16 protein-coding genes and 2 pseudogenes are annotated in these 16,093 nt (G+C 60.5%); 11 read left to right on the top strand and 7 right to left on the bottom strand.

What is annotated here, in order from left to right; genetic code table 11:
* Positions 1-162: 162 nt before the first annotated feature.
* From L6D63_RS25710 to L6D63_RS25725, 5 genes and pseudogenes are all read left to right on the top strand, one after another.
* The gene (locus L6D63_RS25710; RefSeq protein WP_131671804.1) at positions 163-825 is read left to right on the top strand and encodes a hypothetical protein; all 663 of its coding nucleotides are present in this window, start codon (positions 163-165) and stop codon (positions 823-825) included.
* Between the two features lie 788 nt (positions 826-1,613).
* Positions 1,614-2,690, top strand: a pseudogene (locus L6D63_RS28875) (methyl-accepting chemotaxis protein); the annotation flags it as partial.
* Positions 2,691-2,768: 78 nt separating this feature from the next.
* A complete protein-coding gene (locus L6D63_RS28880) occupies positions 2,769-3,548 on the top strand; it encodes a methyl-accepting chemotaxis protein (protein ID WP_371260353.1) in 780 nt (259 codons plus the stop codon).
* 136 nt (positions 3,549-3,684) lie between these two features.
* Complete coding sequence (gene rimA, locus L6D63_RS25720; RefSeq protein ID WP_131671802.1) at positions 3,685-4,464, top strand: S6 modification regulatory phosphodiesterase RimA; 780 nt, start codon at positions 3,685-3,687, stop codon at positions 4,462-4,464.
* A 102-nt stretch (positions 4,465-4,566) separates the two neighbouring features.
* On the top strand, positions 4,567-4,782 hold the full coding sequence (locus L6D63_RS25725) for a hypothetical protein (protein WP_047293172.1): 216 nt from the start codon (positions 4,567-4,569) through the stop codon (positions 4,780-4,782).
* Between the two features lie 132 nt (positions 4,783-4,914).
* Here the strand turns inward: L6D63_RS25725 and L6D63_RS25730 are convergent, their stop codons facing one another.
* From L6D63_RS25730 to L6D63_RS25755, 6 genes are all read right to left on the bottom strand, one after another.
* On the bottom strand, positions 4,915-5,700 hold the full coding sequence (locus L6D63_RS25730; RefSeq protein WP_131671801.1) for a transporter substrate-binding domain-containing protein: 786 nt from the start codon (positions 5,698-5,700) through the stop codon (positions 4,915-4,917).
* Positions 5,701-5,758: 58 nt separating this feature from the next.
* Positions 5,759-6,628 carry a copper homeostasis membrane protein CopD gene (gene copD, locus L6D63_RS25735; protein ID WP_131671800.1) on the bottom strand — a complete coding sequence of 290 codons (870 nt, stop codon included), beginning with the start codon at positions 6,626-6,628 and terminating at the stop codon, positions 5,759-5,761.
* Between the two features lie 3 nt (positions 6,629-6,631).
* The gene (gene copC, locus L6D63_RS25740) at positions 6,632-7,006 is read right to left on the bottom strand and encodes a copper homeostasis periplasmic binding protein CopC (RefSeq protein ID WP_131671799.1); all 375 of its coding nucleotides are present in this window, start codon (positions 7,004-7,006) and stop codon (positions 6,632-6,634) included.
* A 30-nt stretch (positions 7,007-7,036) separates the two neighbouring features.
* On the bottom strand, positions 7,037-7,903 hold the full coding sequence (locus L6D63_RS25745; RefSeq protein WP_131671831.1) for a copper resistance protein B: 867 nt from the start codon (positions 7,901-7,903) through the stop codon (positions 7,037-7,039).
* A gap of 11 nt (positions 7,904-7,914) precedes the next feature.
* Positions 7,915-9,621: a copper resistance system multicopper oxidase gene (locus tag L6D63_RS25750; RefSeq protein ID WP_131671798.1), complete on the bottom strand. Its 1,707-nt coding sequence runs from the start codon at positions 9,619-9,621 to the stop codon at positions 7,915-7,917.
* Between the two features lie 102 nt (positions 9,622-9,723).
* Positions 9,724-10,194, bottom strand: coding sequence for a hypothetical protein (locus L6D63_RS25755; RefSeq protein ID WP_047293177.1), 471 nt, complete (start codon positions 10,192-10,194; stop codon positions 9,724-9,726).
* A gap of 165 nt (positions 10,195-10,359) precedes the next feature.
* Between L6D63_RS25755 and L6D63_RS25760 the strand changes: the two genes are divergently transcribed.
* The 4 genes and pseudogenes from L6D63_RS25760 (at position 10,360) to L6D63_RS25775 (ending at position 13,748) form a co-directional block, all read left to right on the top strand.
* Positions 10,360-11,025: a ribonuclease T2 gene (locus tag L6D63_RS25760; RefSeq protein WP_047293178.1), complete on the top strand. Its 666-nt coding sequence runs from the start codon at positions 10,360-10,362 to the stop codon at positions 11,023-11,025.
* A gap of 135 nt (positions 11,026-11,160) precedes the next feature.
* Positions 11,161-11,271, top strand: a pseudogene (locus tag L6D63_RS25765) (PAAR domain-containing protein); the annotation flags it as partial.
* 147 nt (positions 11,272-11,418) lie between these two features.
* Positions 11,419-11,943, top strand: coding sequence for a hypothetical protein (locus L6D63_RS25770; RefSeq protein WP_047293179.1), 525 nt, complete (start codon positions 11,419-11,421; stop codon positions 11,941-11,943).
* Positions 11,944-12,179: 236 nt separating this feature from the next.
* Positions 12,180-13,748 (top strand): sensor domain-containing diguanylate cyclase, encoded by a 1,569-nt coding sequence (locus L6D63_RS25775; RefSeq protein WP_131671797.1) that lies wholly within the window; start codon positions 12,180-12,182, stop codon positions 13,746-13,748.
* Positions 13,749-13,839: 91 nt separating this feature from the next.
* On the opposite strand, the gene L6D63_RS25780 is transcribed toward L6D63_RS25775, so the two are convergent.
* On the bottom strand, positions 13,840-14,139 hold the full coding sequence (locus L6D63_RS25780; protein ID WP_047293181.1) for a hypothetical protein: 300 nt from the start codon (positions 14,137-14,139) through the stop codon (positions 13,840-13,842).
* 229 nt (positions 14,140-14,368) lie between these two features.
* On the opposite strand from L6D63_RS25780, the gene L6D63_RS25785 reads away from it, so the two are divergent.
* The gene (locus L6D63_RS25785) at positions 14,369-15,163 is read left to right on the top strand and encodes an exodeoxyribonuclease III (protein WP_095668805.1); all 795 of its coding nucleotides are present in this window, start codon (positions 14,369-14,371) and stop codon (positions 15,161-15,163) included.
* A gap of 100 nt (positions 15,164-15,263) precedes the next feature.
* On the top strand, positions 15,264-16,091 hold the full coding sequence (locus L6D63_RS25790; RefSeq protein WP_131671796.1) for an arylamine N-acetyltransferase family protein: 828 nt from the start codon (positions 15,264-15,266) through the stop codon (positions 16,089-16,091).
* Positions 16,092-16,093 lie beyond the last annotated feature (2 nt).

Raw genomic sequence — 16,093 nt, forward strand, 5'->3', positions numbered from 1 at the left:
GGAGGAGGGGGTTTGGGGGAGGAATGGCAGAGTGGGTTTACAGCGTCCGATTTCCAGATCTGCTGAGCTCGCTCAACCTGCACCGGATTGAGCGAGACAAATCTGCCGCAGGATTGATAGCATGTGGCTATCAATGTCCACATCCTTGCAGGAACGGAATCCATGTCCAAAAAAATCCATGCGTTAGTGCTTTGCCTGACCGGCGTCGTTGGCGCTATGCAGAATGCCGTTGCAGCTGACAACCTGTTCAAGAGCTACGCTTACGACACGCCCATCACGAAATACACCGAGGCAGGTGGTTACTATGACTGCTCGGCAGAGGTGGGCGCGCCCGCCCGGTGTATTGATGACGTGGATTTCATTGATCAGAAATTCACCGCCGGCCTGGTGTTCAGCAGTGACAAGCTGATTATGGTTTCACTGTTTGCGCCCTATGAGCGTGAACTCTTCGGGCGTGCCATCGGTGCTCTGGCCAAGTCGTTCGGTCTGGTCGCACTGGCTGACGGCAAATCCATGTTGGATCTCGTCGATCTGGCGGCTAAAGCTAAAAGCAAGGATGAGTACACCGCTAAACTCACCAACTACGAAAGTGTCGCTCTAAACGCCAATAATCTGACCTACTCGTTTATTGAGGGCGCTGCCTCAATCAAAGGCACACCCAGTGTTACTAGTTTGATGGCAGCCGCGCCTGCAAATGTCAGGGGGGCTGATCTGATTGTCACGGGCGAGGGCGAGGAATCGGTCATCATGATCAAGTTTTCTTTCCCGAAACTTGACGAGAACAAACTTGTTGAGCAGGCCAAAAAACCAGTCGAATCTTTCTAAGCTCGATGCTTTGACGTGTAACACGCCTCGCCAGCAATAGAAAAGGGACAGATTTGTTTGCTCATTTTTTGGCGATAAATAAATCTGTCCCCATTATTCAATCTATGAAGATGACGTGTATCCCGCCTTTGAGAATGAGGTAGACGATCTCCTCTCTGATGCGGCCGGTGAAACCAACGCAACTGGATTCATGGTAGAAGGACTGTCAGTTACAGTAACGCCCAACCTACCCGAATCCGACCCCGCATCCCCCAAACGAATCGCTCGATTCTCGCAAACTCCACGAAGCCGCCGAACGCGCCCTCGATCACTACCTCACTCCGGCCAGCCAGACATGGCCAGCGCTGAGCCCTCCGTGGCGAGCGCTGATGTGGTGGTCGTAGAGGGCGCTCAGCGATGCGCAACACAACCGCCGAAAATGGCGGGTTTCAGCCCTCTTCCACAGCAATAGCGATGTGCCACAAAAAATGATGGCAATGCGTCATCACGCGCTCAAAAAAGTTCAACGACTATACAAAAATATAAAGTTGTACAACTTTTCCCAAAATTTATAGCATCTGCTCCAACACCTCTGCTGAAACGATAAATCCAGCGCAAACCCTGGATTTGTCCGCTGGTGCGTGCGCCGTCGGTACGGTTCTTCGCGTCAGTCTGTTGCAGCCGGGACAGTTGGAGCTGTCCGCCATTTGCTCAGGATGACGCCCCCGAATATGAGCGGTAACTCCGGTTATCAGAGATCTACTTTATGTGCCTGACGCTGAATCGCGTCAGGGCGTTAGAGGCTGAACATGGCAGAAGCATCGAGTTTTCTGGGCAACATCAAGGTTTCCCGAAAGTTGGGGGCCGGGTTTGGCGTTCTGTTGCTGGCGGTGGGGGCGGTGGCCTTCATTGGCTACAGCAGCAGCAATGTGTTGGTGGATCGCCTGGACACCACGCGTCTGATCGGCACGCTCAACGATGCGTCGCAGGACATGCGGTTGTCGGAGAAGCAGTACGAGGCGGCGGCGGATGCGGCGTTTGCCGAGGCTTATCAGTCGCGGCTGACGGTGTTGCAAGGGCTGATCGCCAAGGCGTTGCAGACCCTGACGCGGGCGGAAAACCAGCAGGCCTTGAAGCGTTTGCAGGAAACCACGCTGGCTTACGATCAGCAGGTCAAGCGCCTGGTCGAGGCGGATAAGGCGACCAGCGAAGCGCTGAAACCGTTGGGGGCGATGTCGGACAAGTACGCCGAGACCTTCAACAGGCTGTTCGAGAGCGCCACGGCCAGTGCGTTGGCGTCAGCCGACAGTGCGCGGGTGGCGGACTTGCGCACGGTGGCGGATCTGCGCAATGGCATGACGATGTTTCGGCTGATGCTGCGGCGTTATATCGCGGTGCCGAGCGAGGCCAACAAGCAGGTGCTGCTGGACACCACCGATACGTTTCTGACGGACATGGGCAAGGCGCGCAGCGGGTTGCCGGCGGCCCTGTCGAGTCAGCTTGAGGAGGCGCAGGCCGGGATCCGGCGTTATCGCGAGGTGCTGGTGGAGGTTGCCGCGCTGTTCGAGCAGAAGCAGAGCCTGCGCCAGCAGGTGGATCAACAGAGCCAGGCGATGGACAGCATCATGACCGGGCTGATGGACACCCAGCAGCGTCTGGCGCGGGACGATCAACATCGTGCGTTTATCCAGATTGCCGTGCTGACCGTGCTGGCGCTGGTAGTCGGTTTGTTGGCTGCGGTGTTGATCTCGCGGCAGATCACCGGGCCGCTGGCGCTGACGGTGGAACTGGCGCGGCGGATTGCCAAGGGCGATCTGACGGTACAAGCCAAATCCAGCCGCAAGGATGAGTTGGGCGATCTGCAAAACGCGATGCAGGACATGGCGCAAAGTCTCAACACACTGGTGCAGGGGATCGGTAACGGCGTGACGCATATTTCGACGTCGGCCGAGAAGCTTTCGGCGATGAGCGAGCAGACCAGCGCCGGTGTGCGCCAGCAGAAGGTCGAGGTCGATCAGGTCGCCACGGCGATGCACGAAATGGCCTCGACGGTGCAGGAAGTCGCACGCAACACCACCGACGCATCGGCCGCCGCGACCCTGGCCGATCAGCAGGCGCGTCACGGCAGTGCGGTGGTCAAGCAGGCGACTGTGCAGATCAGCGAGCTGTCGGTGGCGATCGAGGACTTGGGCGCGGCAATGAACGTGCTGTCCCAGGACAGTGAGCAGATCGGCAAGGTCATCGATGTGATCAAGGCTGTCGCCGAGCAGACCAACCTGTTGGCGCTGAACGCGGCGATTGAAGCGGCGCGGGCGGGGGAGCAGGGCCGTGGTTTTGCCGTGGTTGCCGATGAAGTGCGTTCGCTGGCGCAGCGCACCCAGGATTCGACCAAGGAAATCGAAGCGCTGATTGTCACCTTGCAGCAGGGCACGCAAGCGGCCTCTACACTGATGACATCCAGCCGCGAACGCACGCTGGACACCGTGGTGCTGGCGCAGAAGGCCGAGCAGGCGATCACCGAGATCAACCAGTCGATCGGTACGATCCAGCAAATGAGCCTGCAGATTTCCGCCGCCGCCGAGCAGCAAAGCGCGGTGGCCGATGAGATCAATCGCAGCATCGTCAGTGTGCGCGATGTGGCCGATCAGTCGGCCGTCGCCAGCGAAGAAAGTGCTGCAGCGACCCTTGAACTGGCGTCGCTGGGGCAGGATTTGCAACGCATGACGGCGCATTTCCGCACCTGATGGCATTTCGCAATGAACTTGGCCGGAATTGACCGGTCAGCCTGTATAAGCGGGGGCCGCCACGCGGCGCCACCCGGTCCGTGCAGTGATTTTTTTCTGGGCCATGGATGGTTGCAACCCGCTCTCAGGGGGCGTCATGACCAAAACTCCAGTTTTCCCCCAGCCCAGCGGGGGGTGCCAAGGCTGCCGGCAAAAAGGCGAGGCCGACATGGCGTTCTCCTTCGCGTTCCAGCCGATTGTCGATGTGCGTGATCAATCGACCTTCGCCCACGAGGCGTTGGTCCGGGGCGTGCAGGGCGAAGGGGCGCTGTCGGTGCTGCAGCAGGTCGATGACCAGAACCGCTATCGCTTCGATCAACTGTGCCGCGTGCGGGCGATCTCCACCGCCGCGCAGTTGGGCCTCACCGGTTTTCTCTCGATCAACTTCCTGCCGAACGCCGTTTATCGTCCGGACCTGTGCATTCGCAGCACGCTGGAGGCGGCGCGTGCGCATGCGTTTCCGCTTGAGCGGCTGATCTTCGAAGCGGTCGAGGGCGAGCACGTCGAAAGCAACAAGCACTTGATGAATATCTTGCGCGAGTACCGCGAGTTTGGCTTCAAGACCGCCATCGATGACTTCGGTGCGGGGTATTCCGGGCTGAATCTGCTGGCGGACTTTCAACCGGATCTGATCAAACTGGACATGGCGCTGATACGCGGTATTCACCGCGACCGCGTACGTCAGGCGATTGTGCGGGGCGTGGTAGGCATGTGTACCGAACTGGGGATCGAGGTGATTGCCGAGGGCATCGAACATCCGGAAGAGCGCGATTTCCTCGCTGATTGCGGGATTTATCTGATGCAGGGATTCTGGTTCGCCAAACCGGCGTTCGAGGCGATGGCGCAGATTCCGGCCGGGGCGTGGCGGACGGTTTGATGCGAAGCTGAACCCGTGCTGTCGATCAGCCAGGTTTCATCTTGCCGGGTGCGGTGAACGCCTAGGATGTTTGCACAAGATCATCCCAAGGGGAGCCGTACCATGCGCGCCGCTGTCGTCAAAGTGCTGTTGATCGCTGCAACTGTTTCGGTATTGAGTGCCTGTTCGGGCGCCGGTGGCTTGACCACCACCAGTTGTTTTTCTGCGGATTGTCAGTCGCCCGAAGGGCGCAGTCATGCCACGACCCTGAAGTTTGGCGGCAACAGCATTGGCAGCAGCTTGAATCAGTACAGTTCCGGGATGTTGCATGATGATTGATCAAAATCGAGGCTGAACCTGTGGCGAGGGAGCTTGCTCCCGCTGCGGCGCGAAGCGGCGCCTCAAAAGAAGGCCTGCTGCGCAGTCCAGCAGAAGCAAGCTCCCTCGCCACAACTGTTTGTGCCTGGACGATTACTGCGGCACTGCCAGCCACTCACCAATGACCTTCTGATAACTGCCAGTGACTTTGCTCAAATGCAGCCACTGATCGACGTACAGCTTCCAGCTGATGTCATCGCGCGGCAGCAGATACGCCTTCTCGCCATACTGCATGTACTGATGTGGATTCACCGCACACAACCCCGGTTTGAGTTTCTGCTGATACAGCGCTTCCGAGGCGTCGGTGATCATCACGTCGGCCTGGTTGTCGAGCAGTTGCTGGAAGATCGTCACGTTGTCGTGCAGGGCCAGTCGGGCCTTGGGCAGGAAGGCGTGGACGAAGGCTTCGTTGGTACCGCCGGCCGGTTCCACCAGGCGCACGTCTGGCTGGTTGATCTGCTCGATGGTCTGGTATTTGCCTTGGTCGGCGCAGCGTACCAGCGGGATCTTGCCGTCGCTGTCGAGGGTGTTGCTGAAGAAGGCTTTTTTCTGCCGTTCCAGCGTCACCGAAATGCCGCCCATGCCAATGTCGCACTTGCCAGCCTGCATCTCCGACATCAGGGTTTTCCAGGTGGTCTGCACCCACTCGACTTTGACCCCGAGGCTGTCGGCCAGCGAGCGCGCCATGGCGATGTCGATGCCCTCGAAGTCGCCGTCGGCGCGCTTGAAGGTGTAGGGCTTGTAGTCGCCGGTGGTGCAGACGCGCAGTTGGCCTTGTTGCTGAATGCTGTCGAGGTGCGAAGTGGCTTCCTGGGCTTGCACACCCGCGGCCAGGGCCAGCGTGCCGCAAAGGATCATCGTGCTTTTTAGAATAGTCATGAACATTGCGCTTCTGCAGAGGACGGTGAGCCAGTGTAGTGAAAGGCCTTCGCGGGTGTCATCCCGCGTCCGGACTCAACGTGCCGAGCCACGCCACCAGCGCCACGATCAGCAGGGCCAAGCCCAGTTCCAGCAGCACACTGCGTCTGAGTGCGTTCGCCGCGATGACGTGCTGTCCATCGCGTAGCGATCGCTCCAGCGCCGGCCCAAGGTGGAAGCGGTTCAGCGCGGCCAACACCAGCATCCCGGCAAACAGCGCAACCTTGATCGCCAACAACACGCCGTAAGTGCCGAGCAGCATGTCATCCAGCCTCGGGCCGACGATGAACAGGTAATTCACCACGCCGCTCACTGAGAGCGTCAGCACAATCGTCGCGCCGACCCATTCGAAGCGTTTCACCGCGTCGGCCAGCAGGCGAATCCGCGCTTCATCCACGCGACCCCGCGCCAGCAACACCAGCGCCAGCATCCCCCCCAACCACGCACCCGCCGCCAGCAGATGCAGGATGTCGCTGAGGAAATGCCAGACCCGCAGCGAGCCCTCGTCCATGGCCCCGTGCCCACTCCACGCAAGGGAGCTGAGGACAACCGCGCCGGCCGTCGACGCGAGCCACTTCCCCGGCTGAATCAGCACCACGATCAGCGCAATCATGCGCAGCGCCCACGCCAACCCGACGTCCGTTTCCAGCAGCATCATCTGCAGATGCGGCCAGAGCGCGGCGAGTTCGGTTTCGCCACTCATGGTGCTCGTCATCAGCACCAGTCCAGCCACTGACAGCAGTGCCCCGATCAACGCCAGTCCACGCAGCATCGGGCCAGAGCGCAGGTCGGCGTTGGCGCTGTACAGCGTAAACAACCCCACCCCGAACAACAGCAGCAAATCCACATACAACGCCAGGCGCAGAATGATGTTGATCAGTTCAGCCATCGCTCACTTCACTTTGAACGTGACGTTGCCGGTGATCGGGTGCGTATCTGACGACACCGCACGCCACTCGACCTGGTAGGTGCCGGCGGGCAACGGCGCGAGCGGGGTGACGAGCATGGATTTCGGGTCGCTGCCAGCGCTGACTCTGGCCTTCATCGGCATCGGTGAATGGGCCATGCCGGGCATCTCGGTCATCACCAGTTTGGCACCGGAGAACCGGGTCAACAGGTTTTCGGAAAAGTGCAGCTCGATCTTGTCCGGCGCTGCGCCGTCAGCACCTTCGGCCGGGGTTGATGACAGCAGTTTCGGGTGGGCCTGGGCGAGGGTGCTCAAGAGCAATCCGCTGGCGAGTGCCAAGGTGATATTCAATGTGCGCATGCAAGACTCCGGGTTGTTTTTTAATGGGATTCAAAACCACAGCCGCACACCGAGTACGAGGCGTGCTTCGCTGCGACTTTCGCCTTCTTCGCGGGCGTAATCGGCGGTGTTGCCGTAGGTGCGGTTCCACGTCACGCCGAGGTACGGCGCAAATTCGCGGCGGATTTCGTAGCGCAGGCGCAGGCCGGCTTCAGTGTTCGACAGGCCGGAACCAAGGCCCCGTTGCGGGTCGTTTTTGCCGTAGACGTTGAGTTCGGCAGTGGGCTGCAGGATCAGCCGGTTGGTCAGCAGAATGTCGTAGTCGCCTTCCAGCCGCAGCGCGCTTTGTCCGCCCTCACCGAGAAACGCCGTGGCCTCGGCCTCGAAGTTGTACAGCGCCATGCCCTGCAGACCGAACGCGGCCCAGGTTTGTGCGGCGCCGGGTTTGAAGTCCTGACGCACGCCGCTGACCACGTCCCACCAAGGCGAAATCGCATGACCCCACAATGCCTGGAGCTCGGCGTCCTCGGTCTTGCCGTTGCTGCGTTCGCCTTCGGACCGCAGCCACAGGCGATCGATGTCGCCGCCGATCCAGCCGGACAGATCCCAGGCCAAAGCGCTGCCGTCATCGGCGTTTTGCCACTCAAGTTTGTCGGCGAGGAAGTAACTGTTGATCGCGCTGTCATGCACCTGATGGCCGCCGGGGCTGGCGAACACGGCGGCGCGGTCGGCGTCGGTCAGCGCCGGGATCGGCGTGCGGCTTTCAGTGGGGGCGGCAGGCTGCATCATGCCGTCGTCCATGCTTTGCATCGAGTGATCCATGCCGGGCATCTGGCTGTGATCCATGCCTTGCATGTCGTTGGCGGCCATGACGGAGGCGCTGATGAACAGCACGGAGAACGCTGCAAGTCGAGTCATCATCAGCCCCTTCATTCTTCCACCCGCACTTCGCGGAACATGCCCGTTTCCATGTGATAAAGCAGATGGCAGTGATAGGCCCAGCGGCCCAATGCATCGGCCGTGACCCGATAACTGCGACGGGTACCGGGAGGCATGTCGATGGTGTGTTTGCGCACCTGGAAGTTGCCGTTTTCGTCTTCCAGATCGCTCCACATGCCGTGCAGGTGGATGGGGTGGGTCATCATCGTGTCGTTGACCAGCACCAGACGGATGCGCTCGCCGTACTTGAGGCGCAGCGGCTCGGCGTCGGAGAACTTGATGCCGTTGAACGACCAGGCGAACTTCTCCATGTGCCCGGTCAGGTGCAGCTCGAGCGTGCGCCCGGGATCGCGGCCATCCGGGTCGTCGAAGGTGCTGCGCAGGTCGGCGTAAGTCAGCACGCGACGACCGTTGTTGCGCAGCCCGAGGCCGGGGTCGTCGAGTTTCGGTGTGGGGGTCATGGCTTGCATGTCCACCAGCGGGTTGTCTTTTTCGCTGGCGGGGTGCGATTGCATCGGGCCCATCGCCGAGTGGTCCATGCCCGCCATGTCGCTCATGTCCATCGAGCCGTGGTCCATGCCACCCATGCCCATGTCGTCCATGGTCACCCGTGGGCGCGAATCCAGCGCTGGCAGCGGGGCCGTCAGACCGGCGCGGGACGCGAGGGTGGCGCGGGCGTAACCGCTGCGGTCCATGGCCTGGGCGAACAGGGTATAAGCGTCGGCGGCGGGCTCGACGATCACGTCGTAGGTTTCCGCCACCGCGATGCGCAGTTCATCGACGCTGACCGGTTTGACGTGCAAACCGTCTGCTGCCACCACGGTCATTTTCAGCCCGGGTATGCGCACGTCGAAGTAGGTCATGGCCGAGCCGTTGATCAGGCGCAGGCGCAGTTTTTCGCCGGGGCGAAACAGGCCGGTCCAATTCGAGTCAGGAGCGTGGCCGTTGATCAGGAAGGTGTAGGTGGCGCCACTGACGTCGGCGATGTCGGTGGGGTTCATCTTCATTTCGGCCCACATCGTGCGGTCGGCGACGGTGGCACCCCAGCCTTTGTCGCTGACGTCGTCGATGAAATCGCCAACCGTGCGCTTGTGGTAGTTGTAGTAGTCGGACTGCTTTTTCAGGGTTTTCAGCAGGCTGGCCGGGTCATCGTCGGTCCAGTCGCTGAGCATCACCACGTAGTCGCGGTCGTAGTGGAACGGCTCCGGTTCTTTCGCATCGATCACCAACGGCCCGTAGACCCCGGCCTGTTCCTGCAAGCCGGAGTGGCTGTGATACCAGTAAGTGCCGTGCTGCCGCACCTTGAACTGGTAGACGTACATGCCGCCCGGTTCGATGCCGTGAAAACTCAGACCCGGCACGCCGTCCATGTTGGCCGGCAGCAGGATGCCGTGCCAGTGAATCGAAGTGCTGTCCTTGAGCCGATTACGCACCCGCAGCGTCACCGTGTCGCCTTCGCGCCAGCGCAACAGTGGACCGGGCAGGCTGCCATTGATGGTCAGCGCAGTGCGCGGGCTGCCGGTGAAGTTGACCGGGGTTTCGCCGATGAACAGCTCGAACTCGCTGCCGCTCAGCTCATTGATCTGCCCTGGCCCGCTCAGCGCCCAGACCGGCGCGCGCCACAGACCGAGGCCGCCGAGCAGGCCGCCGGCGGCCAGGCCTTTGACGAAGGTGCGTCTTGAAGTGTTGGAAGGCATGCGCTGGAAGTCCCCGTTTGAAACATGACGGGGAGGCTAACCAGCGCTGGCTTTCAGTTGGCTGAGGGCGGGATTACAGTTTTGACAGTTTGCCCGTTCCTGTTACAGGCCCAGACCTTCCTGCACCACCTGCAACAGATTGTTCTCGGTCAGCGCAATCGCATCCAGTTCTTGCCCGGTTTCCACCGTTTGCAACCACCAATGGCTTTCATGATGTTCATCGACGGTGCGCAGCAGGGAGGTGTTGCGGTCCGGCAGGGTGATCTGTACGCGGCCGGCGCCGTCCTCGGTAAACCGGGCGATGGGATCAAAGGTCAGGGTTTGCTGGTTGGCTTCGATCACCAGTTGGTCGATCGCATAATCGTGGCTTTCGCCATCAGGTGAGCTTTCGCAAACGTGGGTCGGGTTGCGGCGGATTTTCAGGCCGACTTCGGTGACGGGCTGCAGCCAGGCCTCGATGCGGTGGTACAGGTCATAGACCTGCGCCGGCCAGCAATCGATCTCCAGCGCGGCATCCGCGTGGGTGTGCCGGGTTTGCTTGAGTTTGGCGGCGAGTTCGTCTGCTTTACTCATTTCGGATCCCTTGGTTTGATGTCTGCCTGTTAATCGTAGACCTTTCAACGGCGTACGGTCTTGCCTTGCGTCATGCGCTTGCAACACAAGCATGGCGAAATCAGCGCTGGTCAAGTCTGGCCAGCATCAAAAACCACGGACGCAGGCGTCCCAAGGAGCGGGTACATGAAAAAGCTGTTTACAATTCTGGCGCTGATCGCGCTGACGGCCGGTAGCATCGGCCTGAGTTCGGCGCGTCAGTCGCACGCCAGCAAGGTGCAAACGGAAGCGGTGGCGGGGCAGTTCGATTACTACCTGCTGACGCTGTCCTGGTCGCCGACCTTTTGCCTCACTCACAAAGATGACGTGCAATGTTCCGGCAAGGGTTATGGCTTCGTGCTGCACGGTTTGTGGCCGCAATACGCCAATGGCGGCTGGCCGGAATCCTGCCCACCCTTGACCACGCTGTCGGCGGCGGAGACGACCAAAGGTCTGACGCTGTTCCCGACCAAAAAACTGCTTGATCACGAATGGTCCAAGCACGGCACTTGCAGCGGTTTGGGCTCGATGGGCTATCTGGATGAGGCGGACAAAGCGGTGGGCGCGGTGAAGATTCCGCAAGAGCTGCAGCCGTTCAGTTCCTCGTATTATTTCGAAGCCCAGGAAATCGCCGACCTGTTCCGCAAGGCCAACCCGGGCATCCCGGCCAATGGCATCGCGGTGATCTGCAGCGGCCCGGAACTCTCGGAAGTGCGGGTGTGCATGGGCAAGGATCTGCAGTTCGGTGCTTGCGGCAAGGGCGTGAAGACCCAGTGCCGGGCGGGGGATATTCGGGTGCCACCGTCGCGTTGATGTGAGCGGTTTACGCGAATGAAAAAGGCGCCTCGATCGGGCGCCTTTTTTTGCCTGGAGGTTTGAAGCAACCTGGAAATTCACGCATGCTTGCGCCCCCAAAAGGATGACCCGCAACACGGCAAGGAGCTGTTCATGAGCGGAAAACCCGCCGCCCGCGTCACCGATCCGACCGCCTGCCCACTCCCGGGACATGGCACCAATCCGATTGCCAATGGCTCGCCGAACGTGAATTTCGACGGATTGGTGAAAAGTGGCTTATCTCCTTTGGCCCTTCATTAAACGTCAATGTAGACACAAATTATGCAAATGCTTTGGGGTTGTTTACTGCCCGTATCGCCGGGGCAAGCCGGCAGGCGATATGCTTTTTGACTCAATCATGAAGGAGTTTCCATGATGTACAGGCTACTCCTTTGCGTTTTACTCGCTATTTGCTCTGGTTGTGCGAAGAACCACGTAAAGCCTCCGGCAAACCTGAGCTTCGAGTCTGTGGAAAGAGAAAAATCGCTGCTATACGTCATCCGGTATCAGTCGGACGTTGATGTGTTGGATCTTTTTGATCGCGGAGAGCGAGTTGGGGTGATTTCGGGCATGCTTCATTGTGCATTGGCGGATGATCATGATTTCTCAGTAGGCAAAGCCATACAGTTTTCCGCCACCGGTTTGATACGCTCGGAAAAAAATGAAAACAACAAGGCCAAGTTTTCCTATCTCACTCGCGCATTCTTGAGTGAAACTTCAAGCAACCGGAGTTCTGAAAGAAATCTCTCGGTGGCAGAGCTGAATCAACTCCTCGCCAACAAACAACAAATCCCCTGCAAAGTCGTCGTCACCGCGTACGGCTATAAACCCTACTACTCAAACACCATGAACCTGCCGGTCGCGGATCTACTGCGGGAAATCAACAAACCCCGATAGCTGCCACTGGTGCCCTGCGCGAATGCCCTGCGCAGATACGCGAGGGCGATCACCTGCAAAACGACCTCTGAAAATAAATCGCGGCGCGGCGTTCATCCAAATCCCTCGCGCGCCGATACAGCGGGGCGGGCGTGTGTTGGCGCGGCGGGTTTGCCGTGCGCATCCCGGTGGGCTACGCTCACAAAAAGTAAGGGTTTCGGGCTGCGGCCCCTGTCGTACCTGCCCAGGACACGTTTTTGCCAATCCCCATTCACGAACCGCATCAAACTCCCGGCACGCTTAAACGCCTGCCGTTGCGCAAGGCGGCAGCGCTGTTCATCGTTGCGGTGTGCCTGTGCCTGTCCGGCTTGCTTTATTTGCAGCTGGAGCAGACGCGGCGTCAGGATCTGGCGAACGCGCAGGTTGCCTCTACCAACTTGACCCGAGCCATGGCGCAGCAGGCCGAAGACACGTTTCTGGCTGCCGATCTGGTGCTCACCAGTCTCGCCGACTGGGTCGAGGACGATGGTTATGGCGCCACGCAGCGACCACGCCTGCAAAAAACCTTTGCCCGCCGGGTGCAGCAACTGGAACAGCTGCACGGCATGTTCCTGTTCGACCGCGAGGGGCAGTGGGTGATTACCTCGTTCCCGGACCTGCCTCGTGGCAACGGCGTGGCCGACCGCGAGTACTTCAGGTTTCACCAACAGAATGTTTCTACCGTGGCGCACATCGGCCCGGCGATCCGCAGTCGGGAAAATGGTGAGTGGATCATTCCGATCTCGAAGCGCATCAATGACCGCGCCGGCAACTTTCAGGGCGTGCTGATGGCCGGGATCAAGATGGCGTACTTCGACCGCTTCTTCAAAAGCTTCAGTATTGATGACGACGGCATCATGTTTCTCGGCCTTAAGGACGGCACCTTGCTGGCCCGGCGACCGTTCGACGAAAGCCTGATCGGCTCGTCGCTGGCGCGGGGCAAGATCTATCAGAAACTGCTGCCTGAAGCACCGGCCGGTACGGCGATGATCAGATCAGTGGTCGACGGCGTGGTGCGTTTATATGGCTACCGGCAGTTGGCGGCTTACCCGCTGGTGGTCGCGTCCGCCTCTTCGCGCGACACGATTCTCAAGGGCTGGTCCGAGCGGGCCTTTCAGTCCAGCGTGATTGTGGCGCTGGTGATTCTCGGCGTCGGCCTGTTCGGCTGGGTGTTCATTCATCAGGTGCGTGACGGTGAGCGTATCGAGAAAAACCTGCGCAAGGCACAGCGCGCACTGGAGCAGATTGCGACTCATGACAGCCTGACCGGGCTGGCGAACCGGCGGCTGTTCGAGCAATCGCTGGACATCGAATTCGCCCGCGGTGCACGGCAGTCGAGTCCGGTCGGCCTGATCATGCTCGATATCGACTTCTTCAAACGCTACAACGATGCCTACGGCCATGTGGCGGGGGATCATTGCCTGACCCAGGTGGCCCAGGTGCTGAAGAACAGTTGCCAGCGCAAGGCTGACCTGGCAGTACGGTACGGTGGCGAAGAGTTCGCGGTGCTGCTGCCGGACACTGACATCAACGGCACGCTGGCGATTGCCGGGCAGATCCGCCGCAGCGTGATGGACAAGCGCATCACCCACAGCGGTTCGCCGACCGGCTACCTCACGGTGAGCCTGGGTTGTTATGCGTTTGTGCCCAGCGGCAACGACAGCGTGGAAGAATTTATCCAGCGTGCCGACGCGGCGTTGTATCAGGCGAAAAACGCCGGGCGCAATCGCGCAGCGGTGTTGTCGCTGGAATCGGAGGTTGCCGAGTTGATGCGTTCGGATCGCTAAAGGCCCGCCCCTGATCCGTGGCGAGGAGCCCGGTTCCCGCGCCACAGATTGTTGGCTTTATGCCGGATCACCAGCTGTCACGCTTGTTCGTTCAGCTGCCGGTGCCACCGCCGGCACCGCCAGTTCCGCCGCCGGCCGAGCCGGTGCCGCCACCCGCCCCCGAACCAGAACCCATGGTGCCACTGTTAGTGCCCGTACCCTTGCCGGCGCCATCGGTACTGTCGCCGTTTTTCGGTGCTCCGGGATTGGTGTTGGGGGGCATGTTGGTGCCACTTGTCGCACCGGATTGGGTGCCTGAGGAATCTGCCCCGTCATTGGCGGCAAAGGCGCCGAGCGACGCGGAGGTCAACAGCCCGGCGAGCAACAGCGAAGTCAGTTTGCGCGATGTCATGGTACGTCTCCAGAAAGGGTCGGTTACCTGACTTTGGTCTGACGGCCCTGAACGTTGGTGCCACCTGGCTGACGAGCGGTTGCGACCTGAGCTTTACTGAGCATGCGGCAGGTCGCGGCAATCAGGCCAGAGGTGAGCGCCTGTTGCGCGGCAGGCGGTTGATCCGATGCAACCAGCGGCGCCGCCACCGGGTCACAATTGTCATACCTTGTTCGCCGGAGCCTGGACGATGAAAAACCTGCGGATTGCCACCTTCAACGTCAACGGTTTGCGTGCGCGGTTACCGAACCTGCTGCAATGGCTCAAGCGCGAGCAGCCGGACATTGCCTGCCTGCAGGAACTCAAGTCGGTGGACAGTGCATTTCCGGCTGCCGAACTCGAAGCGGCGGGTTACGGCGCGATCTGGCACGGTCAGGCGTCATGGAACGGCGTGGCGATCCTCGCTCGCGATGCGCAGCCGCTGGAAAGCCGTCGTGGTCTGCCGGGCGATCCCGACGACAAGCACAGTCGTTATCTGGAGGCGGCGGTGCACGGCGTGCTGGTCGGCTGCCTGTACTTGCCCAACGGCAATCCGCAGCCGGGGCCGAAGTTCGATTACAAACTGGCCTGGTTCGAACGCCTGATCCGCTACGCCAAGGATCTGCAAAGCAGCGATCATCCGGTGGTGCTGGCCGGCGATTACAACGTGGTGCCCAGCGACATGGACATCTACAACACCCGTTCCTGGCTCAAGGATGCGCTGCTGCAGCCCGAAAGCCGCGAGTGTTATCAACGGCTGCTCGATCAGGGCTGGACTGATTCGCTGCGTCATCTGTATCCCGAGGATCGCCTCTACACGTTCTGGGATTACTTCCGCCAGCATTGGCAAACCAACTCCGGTCTGCGTATTGATCATCTGCTGCTCAACCCGGCACTCAGCCCTTACCTGCACGAGGCCGGGGTCGACGCCTGGGTGCGCAACGAACCGCACGCCAGCGACCATGCACCGACCTGGATTCGCATCGGTTCGCGCAAGCGGCGGTAGCGCTGATTGGCGAAATCAATTGTCGGAGTCGGGGCCTGATCCCGTATACCTGTCGGCCAGCGGCACAGCGATCCGCGGCCACATGCAAAAGGACTGAGCAATGAGCGAGCCACGTCTGGCGAATCCGACGTTGTACCTGCAGCGCCTGGGGTTCGATGCCCCACCGGCACCGACCCTGGAAACCCTGCGGCAGTTGCAGTTACGCCATACCGGCGTCTTCCCCTTCGAGAACCTGTCGACGATCACGGGCGCAGCGGTGCTGATCGATCTGGCGTCGGTCGAACAGAAAGTTCTCCACGGAGGCCGAGGTGGTTACTGCTACGAACTGAACAATCTGTTTCTGGCGTTGTTGCAGGAATTGGGCTTCGAGGCCCGTGGCATCTCCGGCCGTGTGGTGCTGGCGCAACCCGAGGGCACCTGGACGGCGCGCACCCATCGCTTGAGCCTGGTGATCATCGACGGCGAGCGTTACATCACCGATGTCGGCTTTGGCGGCATGGTGCCGACTGCGCCGCTGTTGCTCGATACCGAGGCTGAACAGCCGACGCCGCACGAGTCCTATCGTATCGAGAAACAGGCCGACGGTTACATGCTGCGCGCCAATGTCGCAGGCGAGTGGCGCGCGATGTACCTGTTTGATCTGCAACGCCAGGAAGACATCGATTACACCCTCGGCAACTGGTACGTCTCGACCCATCCCGAGTCACCGTTCGCCAAACGGCTGATGGTTGCACGCACTGGCGATGGCTGGCGACGGACCCTGAACAACGGCAGCTTCGCGATTCATCACATGGGCGCCGACAGCGAGCGGCGCGAGGTGGCGGATGTCGATGAGTTGATCGAGGTGCTGGAACAGGAGTTCGGCCTGCGCCTGCCTGACCAGCCGCATGTGCGCCAGTCGCTGGCGCGGATGCTCGTACCGGCCTGATC

The sequence above is a fragment of the Pseudomonas parakoreensis genome (assembly GCF_021602155.1).
GTDB classification, from domain to species: Bacteria; Pseudomonadota; Gammaproteobacteria; order Pseudomonadales; family Pseudomonadaceae; genus Aquipseudomonas; species Aquipseudomonas parakoreensis.

Coding starts and splice junctions, on each gene's coding strand:
- L6D63_RS25710 (WP_131671804.1), top strand. CDS start 163: ATGTCCAAAAAAATCCATGCGTTAGTGCTTTGCCTGACCGGCGTCGTT.
- L6D63_RS28880 (WP_371260353.1), top strand. CDS start 2,769: ATGAGCGAGCAGACCAGCGCCGGTGTGCGCCAGCAGAAGGTCGAGGTC.
- rimA (WP_131671802.1), top strand. CDS start 3,685: ATGACCAAAACTCCAGTTTTCCCCCAGCCCAGCGGGGGGTGCCAAGGC.
- L6D63_RS25725 (WP_047293172.1), top strand. CDS start 4,567: ATGCGCGCCGCTGTCGTCAAAGTGCTGTTGATCGCTGCAACTGTTTCG.
- L6D63_RS25730 (WP_131671801.1), bottom strand. CDS start 5,700: ATGACTATTCTAAAAAGCACGATGATCCTTTGCGGCACGCTGGCCCTG.
- copD (WP_131671800.1), bottom strand. CDS start 6,628: ATGGCTGAACTGATCAACATCATTCTGCGCCTGGCGTTGTATGTGGAT.
- copC (WP_131671799.1), bottom strand. CDS start 7,006: ATGCGCACATTGAATATCACCTTGGCACTCGCCAGCGGATTGCTCTTG.
- L6D63_RS25745 (WP_131671831.1), bottom strand. CDS start 7,903: ATGACTCGACTTGCAGCGTTCTCCGTGCTGTTCATCAGCGCCTCCGTC.
- L6D63_RS25750 (WP_131671798.1), bottom strand. CDS start 9,621: ATGCCTTCCAACACTTCAAGACGCACCTTCGTCAAAGGCCTGGCCGCC.
- L6D63_RS25755 (WP_047293177.1), bottom strand. CDS start 10,194: ATGAGTAAAGCAGACGAACTCGCCGCCAAACTCAAGCAAACCCGGCAC.
- L6D63_RS25760 (WP_047293178.1), top strand. CDS start 10,360: ATGAAAAAGCTGTTTACAATTCTGGCGCTGATCGCGCTGACGGCCGGT.
- L6D63_RS25770 (WP_047293179.1), top strand. CDS start 11,419: ATGATGTACAGGCTACTCCTTTGCGTTTTACTCGCTATTTGCTCTGGT.
- L6D63_RS25780 (WP_047293181.1), bottom strand. CDS start 14,139: ATGACATCGCGCAAACTGACTTCGCTGTTGCTCGCCGGGCTGTTGACC.
- L6D63_RS25785 (WP_095668805.1), top strand. CDS start 14,369: ATGAAAAACCTGCGGATTGCCACCTTCAACGTCAACGGTTTGCGTGCG.
- L6D63_RS25790 (WP_131671796.1), top strand. CDS start 15,264: ATGAGCGAGCCACGTCTGGCGAATCCGACGTTGTACCTGCAGCGCCTG.